The following is a 12,859-nucleotide window of genomic DNA, read 5'->3' as shown; positions in this document are numbered from 1 at the left end:
GTCTTCATGCCGGGCGCTTATGCAGCTTCCCGGAAGCGATAGCCGACGCCGTAGAGCGTTTCGATCATATCAAAGTCGCCGTCAACCAGCTTGAACTTCTTGCGCAGGCGCTTGATATGGCTGTCGATCGTGCGGTCATCCACATAGACCTGCTCGTCATAGGCTGCATCCATCAGCGCGTCGCGGCTCTTCACCACGCCCGGGCGCTGGGCAAGCGAATGAAGGATGAGAAACTCTGTCACCGTCAAGGTCACCGGCTCGCCCTTCCAGGTGCAGGTATGCCGCTCCTGGTCCATAGCGAGCTGCCCGCGCTCCAGCGTGCGTGCCTGCTGCGCGTCGGATCCCGTCTTGACGGCGCCGCCGGCGCCAGCCGTTTCCCGGGCGCTGGCGCGGCGAAGGATAGCCTTTACACGCTCCACCAAGAGACGCTGCGAGAACGGCTTCGTGATGAAGTCGTCGGCACCCATCTTCAGGCCGAAGAGCTCGTCGATCTCCTCGTCCTTCGACGTCAGGAAGATCACGGGAATGTCCGACTTCTGCCGCAGCCGGCGCAACAGCTCCATGCCGTCCATGCGCGGCATCTTGATATCGAAGATCGCAAGCTGTGGCGGCCGCCCAAGGAGTCCGTCGAGGGCGGACGCTCCATCGGTATAGGTCTCCACCTTGTAGCCTTCGGCCTCAAGCGCGATCGACACCGATGTGAGAATGTTGCGATCGTCGTCCACGAGCGCGATTGTCTGCATGCTCTCCGTCTCCATCACCATCTGTGCGCGTCTCCTGCTGTTTACCCCAGCCAGGTATGGCGAACGCCGACGCGCGTTGTGAGTATAAAGCTGGAACAAATTGTGGCAAAGATAGAGGTTACAGAACCGATTGCAACGCCCCAGCCTTTTCTAGAAAGGTGCAGTTGCGGAGAGATTAAAAAAGATCCTAAACCGATTTAATCGGAAATAGATTTTTTTAAATCGATTAATATATTGATATCATTACGCATTCGACCCGTCGTGCTCTTGCTCTTTCCGATGCTCGGGTCTAGTTGGTCCGAAAGATCAACGCCAAGGGAAGGAAGGCGCATGCAGGAGCTCGGACTTTACAATCCGTCCAACGGGATCTCGACCATCGGCTTCACCGACGTCTCCCGCGCCAACTACAACTTCTCGGAGACGGAACTCTACGAAGAGGCGATCCGCAATGGTGAGGCGGAACTGACTGTCGACGGTGCATTGCGTGCCGTGACCGGTCAGCACACCGGTCGTTCGCCAAAGGACAAGTTCGTCGTCCGCGACGAGACCACCGAAGTCGTCATCTGGTGGGACAACAACAAGCCGATGTCGCCGGAGCGCTTCGACGTGCTTCACAAGGACATGCTGGCGCATTCGGCCGGCAAGACGCTTTACGTCCAGGACCTCATTGGCGGTGCCGATCCAGAGAACGCCCTGCCGACGCGGGTGATCACCGAACTTGCCTGGCACGCCCTGTTCATCCGCAACCTGCTCATCCGCCCGACGAGGGCTTCGCTCGAGACCTTCAACCAGAAGCTCACCATCATCAACCTGCCGAGCTTCCGGGCCGATCCCGCCCGCCACGGCTGCCGGACGGAAACCGTCATCGCCTGCGACCTGCGGCGTGGTATCGTTCTGATTGGAGGTACGTCCTATGCCGGCGAAAACAAGAAGTCGGTCTTCACGGTCCTGAACTACCTGCTGCCGGCCAAGCACGTGATGCCGATGCACTGCTCCGCCAATGTCGGCCCGGCGGGTGACGCGGCTGTCTTCTTCGGCCTGTCCGGCACCGGCAAGACCACGCTTTCAGCCGACCCGAGCCGTACGTTGATCGGCGACGACGAGCATGGCTGGGGCGAGAACGGCATCTTCAACTTCGAAGGCGGCTGCTATGCCAAGGCGATCCGCCTTTCGGCCGAAGCCGAACCGGAAATCTATGCGGCCACACGCCGCTTCGGCACGGTTCTGGAGAACGTCGTTCTCGACGAGGATCGGATCCCTGACTTCGACGACGCCTCGCTGACGGAGAACACGCGCTCCGCCTATCCGCTGCACTTCATCCCCAACGCATCGGCAACCGGCATCGCGCCGCATCCGAAGACGATCATCATGCTAACGGCAGACGCTTTCGGTGTCATGCCGCCGATCGCCAAGCTGACGCCCGAACAGGCCATGTACCACTTCCTGTCGGGCTACACTGCCAAGGTTGCCGGAACGGAAAAAGGCGTGACGGAGCCGGAGGCGACCTTCTCGACCTGCTTCGGAGCACCGTTTATGCCGCGCCACCCGGCGGAGTATGGCAACCTGCTGCGTGACCTGATCGACCGCCACAAAGTCGACTGCTGGCTCGTCAACACCGGCTGGACCGGCGGCGCCTACGGCGTCGGCAAGCGGATGCCGATCAAAGCAACCCGTGCGCTACTGACGGCTGCGCTGACGGGCGATCTGAAGAATGCGGAGTTCCGGACCGATCCAAACTTCGGCTTTGCCGTGCCGGTCTCTGTCGAGGGCGTCGAGCAGTCGATCCTCGATCCCCGCTCCACTTGGTCCGATGGTGCCGCCTATGATGCGCAGGCAAAAATGCTGGTCTCGATGTTCATCGCGAACTTCTCGAAGTTCGAGGATCACGTTGACAGCAAGGTCCGTGAGGCGGCGCCGGTTCTGCTGACGGCCGCCGAGTAACCATATTGCTTGGTTGAAACATCCAGAACCGCCGGCCTCGCGTCGGCGGTTTTCTTCGCTTCGCGATTATGGGATAGAGGCGGCGGAGGCGATCAATGGCCAGCAGTCCGCTTTATATCAACAGCCGCATCACGATCCAGGCCTGGGAACTGACCGAGCAATTCGTGCTGTCCGGCGGTCCGGGTGGTCAGAACGTCAACAAGGTCTCCACCGCCGTTCAGCTTTTCTTCGATCTTCAGAACTCGCCGTCGCTGCCGGAGCGGATCAAGGCGAATGCCATGCGCATTGCCGGACGACGGATATCGAAGGACGGCGTCCTGATGATCGAGGCCAACCGGTTCCGCAGCCAGGATCGCAATCGCGAGGATGCGCGGGAGCGGCTGAAGGAGCTAATCCTGAAGGCCGCCGAGCCGCCACCACCGCCGCGCAAGGCTACGAAGCCGACCAAGGGTTCGGTCGAGCGGCGTCTGAAGGCGAAGGCTGGACGCTCGGAGGTGAAGAAAACGCGCGGCAAGCCTACGGGAGAATGAACGTGGCAGATCTGCCGGAAGGGCTGAAATATCTGCCGGGCTATCTAGACCGGCCGGCGCAGGAGGGCTTGGTTGACCTCGTGCGCCACGCGGTGGCGGACGCACCGCTCTACGTGCCCGTGATGCCGGGAACGGGAAAGCCCATGTCGGTGCAGATGACCAACCTCGGCCCCCTCGGCTGGGTGACCGACAAGGAGCGCGGTTACCGCTATCAGGCGACGCATCCGGTCACGGGAAAGCCCTGGCCGGCGATCCCGGAGGCGCTCCTGTCGCTGTGGGACACGGTCTCGAACTATCCGGAACCGCCCCAGGCCTGCTTGGTCAACTTCTATGCCGATGATGCAAGGATGGGGCTGCATCAGGACAAGGACGAGAAGAATTTTGCCGCGCCTGTGGTCTCCATCTCGCTCGGCAATACCTGCCTTTTCCGCGTCGGCGGCCTAAACCGAAAGGACCCGACGCGCTCCTTCCGCCTAGCCAGCGGTGACGTGGTCGTCCTGGGTGGCGCAAGCCGTCTCTGCTTCCACGGCGTCGACCGGATCTATCCCGACACCTCAACGCTCCTGAAGAACGGTGGCCGGATCAATCTGACGTTAAGGCGGGTCACTCTACTCTGACGAAAAGGAATGGCCATGCGCACAACGTCGTCAAAAAATCTCTTCATTCGCTTCGCTGCTGGTGTGGCTCGTTGGGGCGCTAGTTGGCCTGAACTATCTGCGGCTCGCCTGGACGGTCGACGTGAACGGTCTGTCCGTTATGACAGGGAGACTGCCGTACTGGGATTTCACCAATCTGTGGGGCGGCGGTCGTATTGCGCTCGAGGGACATGTCGGCCAGCTTTCCGATCTCGAGTCATATCGTCCCGCACTGAGGGCGCTCCTCTCTCCATGGCTGCTTGATCAGGAATGGAGCTAACCGCCTTCAATGCTCTTGTTCGGAGCGCCGCTGGCAACGCTTGCGGTTTTCCCGGCCTACATGCTCTGGACAGTGGCGATTTTGGGACTGCTTTTCCTGGTAGGCGGCCGGCTCGGACTAAACGCCTGGGAAAAATTGTTTTTGCTGATGTCGCCACCAGTGCTGCTCAATATCCTGTTTGGGCAAAATGGCGCTCTTACGAGTTCTCTTCTACTCGGCGGGTTGCTGCTGGCGCCGACACGTCCTCTTCTCGGCGGGGTCATTCTCGGCCTGCTGACGGTAAAGCCGCATCTCGGTCTGCTTGTCCCGTTCTGCCTGATCGTGGCGGGCAACTATCGGCGATCGCGTCGGCGGCAGTCACCACGGCTAGGACGGCCATCGCAACTGGAATGTTCTTCGGCTGGGAAAGTTGGCTGCTGTTCTTCAGGGAGACCAGCCCGATGATGCGTGCAATCTTGGAGGCCTCCTATCCTCAAGGCCACCAGATGCACGCGATGACGTTCTTCTCTCTTGTTCGTTCGCTGGAAGGAAGCCTCGCAACGGCCTACCTCGTCCAAGTGATCTTCGGCGCGGCGGCTATCACTGCTGCCTTCTGGCTGTGGAGGAAGCGCAACCTGGTGCAACTGGAGGTCAAGGTCGTGTTTACGGGACTCCTCGCCTTGTGTGTCACGCCTTACGGCTACACGTATGACGCGATTCCGCTCGCAGTTGCTGTGCTGGTGCTGGGGAAGCAACGATTGGTGCCCGTCAGCCTGCTGGCTCTTTGTTGGCTGTATCCTCTGCTGAATCACGTGGTGGCGATGTCTTACCTGTCCTTAGGTATCCTCGCGCCTGCGCTCATTGCCTCAATAAGCGCTTGGATCTGTCGAAAGAACCTGGCGCAACTATGCCCGTTGCCGAGAGGAACATCAAAGCTTTCTGAGCGACACCGTCTCGACGAGGTGGTTCGATCCCTTGCGCAGGATGAGGTCGGCGCGGGGGCGGGTCGGCAGGATGTTCTGCCGCAGGTTCTTGAGGTTGATGTTTTCCCACAGACCTTCGGCGATCGCGCGCGCGGCGTCCTCGCCCACAGCGGCATAGCGATGGAAGAAGGAGTTCGGGTCGCGGAAGGCGGTCTGGCGGAGCTTCATGAAGCGCTCGACATACCAGTTATGGATGAGAGCCTCGTCGGCATCGATATAGATCGAGAAGTCGAAGAAGTCGGAGACGATCGGCACGATCTTGCCATCAGCCGGCAGATCACGCGATTGGAGAACGTTGATGCCTTCGAAGATCAGGATGTCGGGACGGTCCACCACCGTGTACTCGTTCGGCAGCACATCGTAGGTGAGGTGGGAATAGCGCGGCGCCTGCACATTCGGCTCGCCGGCCTTGATGGCGGACAGAAAACGCAGCAATGCTCCGATGTCGTAGCTCTCCGGAAAACCCTTGCGCTCCATGAGGTTTTCGCGCCTCAGGATAGCGTTTGGGTGGAGAAAACCGTCGGTGGTGATGAGGTCCACCTTCGGGCTCGACGGCCAGCGGGCGAGCAGTTCCTTGAGGATACGGGCAGTGGTCGACTTGCCGACCGCAACGGAGCCGGCGATACCGATCACGAACGGCGTTTTGGCCACATCCGACATGCTGAGGAAGCGGTTGCGCTGCTGGAACAGCAGCTGCGACGCCTCCACATGGGCGGACAGGAGCCGTGAGAGCGACAGGTAGATCCGCCGAACCTCGCTGAGGTCGATCGGGTCGTCGAGGGAACGAAGCCGCGCAACCTCGTCAGCCGTCAGCGTCATCGGTGTGTCGGCGCGGAAGCGGGCCCATTGTTCGGAGGTGAACAGGTGATAGGGGGAGTAGGCGGTGACCGCCTGGTCCTGGCCGTCCGCCGGTTGTGTTGCCAAGCTCATCTCTGCCGGCTTGCCTTTTCCTGCAGACCGGATTGCGCGGTCCGCCGCTGGAGTTCGTCCAGCACATCCTTGAGCGGAATGCCAGCAATGTTCAATACGACCATCAGGTGATAAAGGAGGTCGGCACTCTCCGCCACAAGATCCTTCCGATCCTGGGAGATGGCAGCAATCACAGTCTCCACCGCTTCCTCGCCAAGCTTCTTGGCCGCCTTGGCCTGGCCGCCTGCCACAAGTTTTGCCGTCCACGACTCCTCAGGCGCTGCCTGCGCCCGCGTTGCCACGATCCGCTCGAGGTCGCTCAGGGAGAATTCGCTCATCTCGGTACCTCCGGGGCGTCAGTGGAGCCGCATTGGGATGCCGTGGCCCGCCATGTAGCGCTTTGCTTCCTGCACGGAATGGGTGCCGAAGTGGAAGATCGAGGCCGCAAGCACGGCCGTCGCATGCCCCTCGCGGATCCCTGCCACCATGTCGTCCAGCGTTCCGACGCCGCCGGATGCCACGACCGGCACGCGCACGGCATCCGCGATCGCCCTCGTTAGCGCCAGATCATAACCGCTCTTCGTACCGTCGCGGTCCATGGAGGTCACCAGCAGTTCGCCGGCGCCCTTCTCCACCACCTTGGCCGCAAATTCCAGCGCATCCATGCCCGTCGGCTGGCGGCCGCCATGGGTGAAGATCTCCCAGCGGTCGGTCTCGCCGGCGCCGGAAACCTTCTTGGCGTCGATCGAGACGACGATGCACTGGTTGCCGAACTTTTCGGCGGCCTCAGCAACGAAATCAGGGTTCTTCACGGCAGCGGAATTGATCGAAACCTTATCGGCGCCCGCCAGAAGCAGCTTGCGGATGTCGGCGACTGCGCGCACGCCGCCCCCGACCGTCAGCGGCATGAAGCAATGATCGGCCGTCCGCGCCACGACGTCGAAGATCGTGTCGCGATTGTCGGAGGATGCGGTGATGTCGAGGAAGCAGAGCTCGTCGGCGCCGGCAGCGTCATAGGCCTTGGCGGCTTCGACCGGATCGCCGGCGTCGATCAGGTCGACGAAGTTGACGCCCTTGACCACACGGCCGTCCTTGACGTCGAGGCAGGGGATGACGCGTGCCTTGAGGCTCATGCTGCCGCTCCTTTTTGCGCGCGGATCAGCGCCAGTGCTTCTGCCGGATCGATCCGGCCGTCGTAAAGGGCACGGCCGGAAATGGCGCCTTCCAGGCGCGCGGCATCCGGCTGCAGCATCCGCTCGATGTCGTCCATGGAGGCAAGGCCCCCCGAAGCGATCACGGGGATCGAAACGGCGTTCGCGAGCTCCAGCGTCGACTCCCAATTGATGCCGGTAAGGATCCCGTCGCGGTCGATGTCGGTATAGATGATCGCCGAGACGCCGACGCCCTCGAACTTCTTCGCCAGTTCTATCACGCCGAGCTCGGAGGCTTCCGCCCAACCCTCGACGGCAACCTTGCCGCCCTTGGCGTCGATGCCGACGGCGATCTTGCCGGGAAAGCGCCGGCAGGCTTCGATGACCAGAGCCGGCTCGCGCACGGCGACGGTGCCCAGAATGACGCGGGCCAGACCGCGCGACAGCCAGTTCTCGATGTGCTCCAGCGTACGAATGCCGCCGCCGAGCTGCACCGGGTTCTTCGTTGCTTTCACGATTGCATTCACAGCGGCGCCGTTGACGCTTTCACCGGCAAAGGCACCGTTGAGATCCACCACATGCAGCCAATCGAAGCCTTGGTCCTCAAACGCCTTTGCCTGTGCGGCGGGATCGGGGTTGTAGACGGTCGCCTGCTCCATATCGCCGAGTTTAAGGCGAACGCACTGGCCGTCCTTGAGGTCGATGGCGGGAAAGAGGATCATTCTTACGGCTTCCAGCGCAGAAAATTGGCGATCAGGGCAAGACCCAGCGTCTGGCTCTTCTCCGGGTGGAACTGCGACCCTGCCATGTTGTCGCGCCCTACGAAGGCGGTCATCGACCCGCCGTAGTCCGTGGTGGCGATCACGTCCTGCGGGTTCTTCGCCGCGAGGTGATAGGAGTGCACGAAATAGGCGTGCAGCCCATCCGGGCCCGTTGGGATTCCGTCAAAAAGCGGGTGAGGGCGCTTCAGCTCCAGCGTGTTCCAGCCGATCTGGGGAATCTTCAGGTCCGGATCGGCCGGCTCCATCTCCTTCACATCGCCCTCGATCCAGCCGAGCCCTTCGGTGATGGTCTTCTCCAGCCCGCGCGACGACATCAGCTGCATGCCGACACAGATACCGAAGAAGGGGCGCCCTTTCTGCTCGACGGCTTCGACAAGCGCTTGCGTCATGCCCGACACCGCATTCAGGCCGGCGCGGCAATCGGCATAGGCACCGACGCCCGGCAGCACGATGCGGTCGGCGCTCGCCACTACTTCGGCCTTGTCCGTCAGCTCGATCGTGGCGTCGAGGCCGGCTTCATGCGCGGCACGCTCGAAGGCCTTTGTGGCTGAACGAAGGTTTCCGGATCCGTAGTCGATGATCGCGACGCGCATCAGCGTCCTCCTTGGTGATCGAAGAGCCCGATCCCGCCTTGGGGCCAGTCCGCAGTGGCGCGTTTGTCCTTGCCCCAGTTTGCAACCGCAGGCAGCTCAGATTTGTCGCCCGTTTCCTGGGCGGAGAAGTAGACCTCTTCCGCCGCGTCCAGATCGGGTGCCGCGATCACCGCGTCAAGTCTCCATCCCTGGCGGATGAGCGCTTCGCTATAGAAGTGCCGGCCCTCCAAGGCAACCAGCAGGTTGACCGAGAGCGCGAGAAGAAACCCGGCGATCTCGAAGTCCGTTGTCTGCGAAAGCTGCCCGGCGACGAGCTGCAGCAGGAAAACGATGATCGCGGCCAGCCAGAGCCGCTTGGTCAGCAGCCAGATCCACGGGAAGAACAGCGCCAGCCAGGAGAAGCGGTCGGGCAGGATGATGGTCTTCCGGTGCTCCCGATCGTCATTTCCCGGCGCAAGCAGGACGAGATAGCTTTTCAAGACATGTCCTCAGACCAGCGTGCCCTTGGTGGAAGGGACCCGGTTCGCTTGTCGCGGATCGATGTCCGTTGCGATGCGCAGGCACCGGGCAACGGCCTTGAAGCAGGTCTCGGCGATATGGTGGTTGTTGGCGCCGTAGTAATTGAAGATGTGCAGCGTCACCCCGGCGTTCTGGGCGAAAGCCTGGAAGAACTCACGCACCAGCTCCGTATCGAAGCTGCCGATCTTGGGCGACGAGAACTCGACGTTCCAGACCAGGAAGGGCCGGCCGGAAAGGTCGACAGCCGCCTTCGTCATCGTTTCATCCATGGCGAGATCCAGTGACGCGTAGCGGGTGATGCCGCGGCGGTCGCCGAGTGCCTTGGAAACGGCTTGGCCCAGAGCAATTCCGGTGTCTTCGACGGTATGGTGATCATCAATGTGGAGATCGCCCTGCACCTCGATCTCCATGTCGACCAGCGAATGGCGGCAGAGCTGGTCCAGCATATGGTCGAAGAAGCCGATGCCGGTGGAGATCTTGCCGGTGCCGATCCCGTCGAGATTGACTGTAACGGAGACCGAGGTCTCGTTCGTCTTGCGGGATACCGAGCCCGTGCGCGCGGCGGCTGTATTGGCCATTGTCTGCTCCATGCGATCGATGTTGCGCTCCATAACAGGCGGTCCGGCAAATATCCAGCAAAAGGCACCTGCCGGCGGCGGAGCCGAAACCGGCGGTTTGCAATCGGCCTGCCCCCACTTACATAGGGATCAACCAAGGCGAAAACGCCTTCTAACATCGCCCCGAAGCGGGCCAACAGGTGCAAGATGACGACGATTATTACGGTCCGGAAGGGCGGCAAGGTGATCATGGCCGGGGATGGCCAGGTGAGCCTCGGCCAGACGGTGATGAAGGGCAATGCGCGCAAGGTGCGCCGCATCGGCAAGGGCGAGGTCATTGCGGGCTTTGCCGGTGCCACCGCTGATGCCTTCACGCTGCTCGATCGGCTAGAAAAGAAGCTCGAACAATATCCTGGCCAGCTCATGCGTGCGGCCGTCGAGCTCGCCAAGGATTGGCGGACCGACAAATACCTCCGCAACCTCGAGGCGATGATGCTGGTGGCCGATAAGAGCATCACGCTTGCCGTCACCGGCAATGGTGACGTTTTGGAGCCGGAACATGGCACGATCGCTATCGGCTCAGGCGGCAACTACGCCTATGCCGCCGCCCGCGCGATGATGGACAGCGAGAAATCTGCCGAGGATATTGCCCGCAGCGCACTCAATATTGCAGCCGAGATCTGCGTCTACACCAATCACAATCTGGTCGTCGAAACGCTCGACGCCGAATAAAAGCATCTTGAAACGAGGGTCCGCCGGGCCGGGCTTGTGAGCCGGCCGGGCAGGGTGCCAAGAGGAAACCATGACTACATTTTCACCCAGAGAGATCGTCTCGGAGCTCGACCGCCATATCATCGGCCAGCACGACGCGAAGCGCGCGGTGGCGATCGCGCTCCGCAACCGTTGGCGTCGCCAGCAGCTAGACGACAGCCTTCGCGACGAGGTGATGCCCAAGAACATTCTGATGATCGGGCCGACCGGCGTCGGTAAGACGGAAATTTCCCGCCGCCTGGCAAAGCTAGCCGGAGCGCCGTTCATCAAGGTCGAAGCGACCAAGTTCACCGAAGTCGGCTATGTCGGCCGCGACGTCGAACAGATCATCCGCGACCTCGTCGAGGTGGGGATCGGTCTTGTGCGCGAGAAGAAGCGTGCCGAGGTCGAGGCCAAGGCGCATATGAGCGCCGAAGAGCGGGTGCTCGATGCATTGGTCGGCGCAACTGCATCGCCCGCGACACGCGACAGCTTCCGCAAGAAGCTGCGCAACGGCGAACTGGACGACAAGGAGATCGACATCGAGGTGACGGATACGGGATCTGGCATGCCCGGCTTTGAGATCCCCGGTATGCCCGGCGCGAATATCGGCGTGCTGAACCTGTCCGAGATGTTCGGCAAGGCAATGGGCGGCCGCACGAAGAAGGTGCGTACCACGGTCGCCAAATCCTATGGCGAGCTTATCCGCGACGAATCCGACAAGCTGATCGACAACGAGGTCATCCAGCGCGAAGCCGTGCGTGCGGTTGAGAATGACGGCATCGTCTTCCTCGACGAGATCGATAAGATCGCGGCCCGCGACGGAGGCATGGGCGCCGGTGTGTCCCGCGAGGGCGTGCAGCGCGACCTGCTGCCATTGGTGGAAGGCACGACCGTCGCCACGAAATACGGGCCTGTGAAGACAGACCACATCCTGTTCATCGCTTCCGGCGCCTTTCATGTCGCCAAGCCGTCGGATCTCCTGCCAGAGTTGCAGGGTCGCTTGCCCATCCGCGTAGAGCTGCGCCCGCTGACGAAGGAAGACTTCCGCCGCATCCTGACGGAAACGGAAGCAAGCCTCATCCGCCAGTACAAGGCGCTGATGGAGACCGAACAGATGAGCCTAGACTTCACGGAAGACGCGATCGACGCGCTTGCCGATGTGGCGGTGCATCTCAACTCGTCGGTGGAGAACATCGGCGCCCGTCGTTTGCAGACGGTGATGGAACGCGTACTGGACGAGATCTCCTTCAACGCGCCTGATCGCGCTGGGAGCACGGCCATGATTGATGCAACTTACGTTCGCGAGCACGTCGGCGATCTGGCGGCCGATACGGATCTGTCGCGCTACATCCTGTAGCGTGGAAGCAACGCCTTCATCCCTCCGAGCACGGCTGACGGCGAATTGAAGTCATTCGCCTCGACAGGATGCCTTACTTTCCATAAGTGAGGCATCCATTCGCGTATATTGGGTACGGCGCACGTTTCTTGTTCACGCCGCCCGCTGAAATCTCCGCACGACTTCGCAGGTTCCACATCTTGAAACGACTTTTTCTGGTAGTTCTTCTGGTGCTAAGCGGCGCCGCGGCGACCGATGCTGCCGGTCTTCGTGCTGTGCCGGAGGGGAACCGCCATGTGGAGCAGCCGAAGATCCCCGGCGCCTCCGTCCGTAGAACCCGCGCTGGACGGACCACCTTCGACGACAAGTATGACAAGATCCGAGATCTGTTGGCTACCGACCAGGAGCTGATCCGCAAGATCAAGGCGATCGCTTCGGATTACAGGATCGATCCGATCCACATGATCGGCGCCATGGTCGGGGAGCACACCTACAACGTCGACGCCTATGACCGTCTTCAGTCCTATTACATCAAGGCGGCTGCTTATGCCGGGGATCGCTTCCGCTTCGGGTTCGACGGCATGACGATCGGCGAGTTTGTCGCCCGTCCGGAATTTTCCCGGTGCAATCCGGAGGCCGATTCCTACACGCTCTGGACATGCCGGGAAGCCGTCTGGGAGAAGTCGTTCAGGGGACGGCGCGTCGACGGCGTTTCCTATCCGGACAACCGCTTCAGCGCCGTCTTCTTTCAACCATTCTACGCCGGGCAGACCTTCGGTCTCGGACAGGTGAACCCGCTGACCGCGCTGACGCTGTCGGACACGGTGGCGAAGGCTTCGGGTTATCCGGAACTCGACGCGGGCGACGCGGCTGGCGTTTATGAAGCGATCATGGATCCGGACAAGTCGCTCGCCTACATGGCCGCCGCCATTCGCAAGTCGATCGACGACTATGCGCGTATCGCCGGCGTGGACATTTCCAGCAATCCTGGGATCACGGCGACGCTTTACAATACTGGCGGATCGGCAGAGCGCGCCGCAGCACTGAAGGCGCGTGGTGGCCTCCCGGAAGAAAACTACTATGGCTGGCTCGTCAACGATAAGCTGGCCGAGTTGAAATCGCTGCTCTGAAGCCTGATATCTCTGGTTCAGGAAACCAGCAACAGGAG

General features: G+C 61.4%; 15 protein-coding genes and 1 pseudogene. 8 read left to right on the top strand and 8 right to left on the bottom strand.

The features are described from left to right. Positions 1-17: 17 nt before the first annotated feature. On the bottom strand, positions 18-743 hold the full coding sequence (gene chvI, locus MUU54_RS13315) for a two-component system response regulator ChvI (protein ID WP_247244655.1): 726 nt from the start codon (positions 741-743) through the stop codon (positions 18-20). A gap of 330 nt (positions 744-1,073) precedes the next feature. On the opposite strand from chvI, the gene MUU54_RS13310 reads away from it, so the two are divergent. The 5 genes and pseudogenes from MUU54_RS13310 to MUU54_RS25005 all read left to right on the top strand — a co-directional run. Then, complete coding sequence (locus tag MUU54_RS13310; protein ID WP_247244509.1) at positions 1,074-2,684, top strand: phosphoenolpyruvate carboxykinase; 1,611 nt, start codon at positions 1,074-1,076, stop codon at positions 2,682-2,684. Between the two features lie 95 nt (positions 2,685-2,779). Beyond that, a complete protein-coding gene (gene arfB, locus MUU54_RS13305) occupies positions 2,780-3,214 on the top strand; it encodes an alternative ribosome rescue aminoacyl-tRNA hydrolase ArfB (RefSeq protein ID WP_247244508.1) in 435 nt (144 codons plus the stop codon). Continuing rightward, positions 3,211-3,831 carry an alpha-ketoglutarate-dependent dioxygenase AlkB gene (locus MUU54_RS13300; RefSeq protein ID WP_281433329.1) on the top strand — a complete coding sequence of 207 codons (621 nt, stop codon included), beginning with the start codon at positions 3,211-3,213 and terminating at the stop codon, positions 3,829-3,831. The genes arfB and MUU54_RS13300 overlap by 4 nt, the downstream gene beginning before the upstream one ends. A 121-nt stretch (positions 3,832-3,952) precedes the next feature. Beyond that, the gene (locus MUU54_RS13295) at positions 3,953-4,129 is read left to right on the top strand and encodes a hypothetical protein (protein ID WP_247244506.1); all 177 of its coding nucleotides are present in this window, start codon (positions 3,953-3,955) and stop codon (positions 4,127-4,129) included. Positions 4,130-4,138: 9 nt separating this feature from the next. Further along, positions 4,139-4,791: pseudogene (locus tag MUU54_RS25005) on the top strand (glycosyltransferase family 87 protein); the annotation flags it as partial. 246 nt (positions 4,792-5,037) lie between these two features. Here the strand turns inward: MUU54_RS25005 and coaA are convergent. The 7 genes from coaA to hisB are packed head-to-tail and all read right to left on the bottom strand — an operon-like array spanning position 5,038 to position 9,623. Next, positions 5,038-6,021 carry a type I pantothenate kinase gene (gene coaA / locus MUU54_RS13290; RefSeq protein ID WP_247244505.1) on the bottom strand — a complete coding sequence of 328 codons (984 nt, stop codon included), beginning with the start codon at positions 6,019-6,021 and terminating at the stop codon, positions 5,038-5,040. Next, positions 6,018-6,338, bottom strand: a complete 321-nt coding sequence (locus tag MUU54_RS13285; protein WP_247244504.1) for a phosphoribosyl-ATP diphosphatase — start codon at positions 6,336-6,338, stop codon at positions 6,018-6,020. Before MUU54_RS13285 ends, coaA begins: the two co-directional genes overlap by 4 nt. Before the next feature lie 18 nt (positions 6,339-6,356). Further along, positions 6,357-7,133 carry an imidazole glycerol phosphate synthase subunit HisF gene (gene hisF / locus MUU54_RS13280; protein ID WP_247244503.1) on the bottom strand — a complete coding sequence of 259 codons (777 nt, stop codon included), beginning with the start codon at positions 7,131-7,133 and terminating at the stop codon, positions 6,357-6,359. Beyond that, a complete protein-coding gene (gene hisA, locus MUU54_RS13275; RefSeq protein ID WP_247244502.1) occupies positions 7,130-7,873 on the bottom strand; it encodes a 1-(5-phosphoribosyl)-5-[(5-phosphoribosylamino)methylideneamino]imidazole-4-carboxamide isomerase in 744 nt (247 codons plus the stop codon). Before hisA ends, hisF begins: the two co-directional genes overlap by 4 nt. 2 nt (positions 7,874-7,875) lie before the next feature. After that, the gene (gene hisH, locus MUU54_RS13270) at positions 7,876-8,526 is read right to left on the bottom strand and encodes an imidazole glycerol phosphate synthase subunit HisH (protein WP_247244501.1); all 651 of its coding nucleotides are present in this window, start codon (positions 8,524-8,526) and stop codon (positions 7,876-7,878) included. Further along, positions 8,526-9,005: a DUF2628 domain-containing protein gene (locus tag MUU54_RS13265; RefSeq protein WP_247244500.1), complete on the bottom strand. Its 480-nt coding sequence runs from the start codon at positions 9,003-9,005 to the stop codon at positions 8,526-8,528. Before MUU54_RS13265 ends, hisH begins: the two co-directional genes overlap by 1 nt. 9 nt (positions 9,006-9,014) lie before the next feature. Further along, on the bottom strand, positions 9,015-9,623 hold the full coding sequence (gene hisB, locus MUU54_RS13260; protein WP_247244499.1) for an imidazoleglycerol-phosphate dehydratase HisB: 609 nt from the start codon (positions 9,621-9,623) through the stop codon (positions 9,015-9,017). A 186-nt stretch (positions 9,624-9,809) separates the two neighbouring features. Between hisB and hslV the strand changes: the two genes are divergently transcribed. The 3 genes from hslV to MUU54_RS13245 all read left to right on the top strand — a co-directional run bounded on the left by hslV (position 9,810) and on the right by MUU54_RS13245 (position 12,821). Then, entirely contained in the window at positions 9,810-10,334 is a 525-nt protein-coding gene (gene hslV, locus MUU54_RS13255) for an ATP-dependent protease subunit HslV (RefSeq protein WP_239998194.1), read from the top strand. Positions 10,335-10,404: 70 nt separating this feature from the next. Continuing rightward, positions 10,405-11,712, top strand: a complete 1,308-nt coding sequence (gene hslU / locus MUU54_RS13250) for an ATP-dependent protease ATPase subunit HslU (RefSeq protein WP_247244498.1) — start codon at positions 10,405-10,407, stop codon at positions 11,710-11,712. A gap of 179 nt (positions 11,713-11,891) precedes the next feature. Next, a complete protein-coding gene (locus tag MUU54_RS13245; protein ID WP_247244497.1) occupies positions 11,892-12,821 on the top strand; it encodes a DUF1402 family protein in 930 nt (309 codons plus the stop codon). The last annotated feature ends 38 nt before the right edge of the window (positions 12,822-12,859 follow it).

The organism is Pseudorhizobium tarimense (assembly GCF_022968135.1).
Classification (GTDB): domain Bacteria; phylum Pseudomonadota; class Alphaproteobacteria; order Rhizobiales; family Rhizobiaceae; genus Neorhizobium; species Neorhizobium tarimense.
The sequence above is the reverse complement of the archived record's forward strand: the minus strand, read 5'-3'. Positions and strand labels throughout refer to the sequence as shown.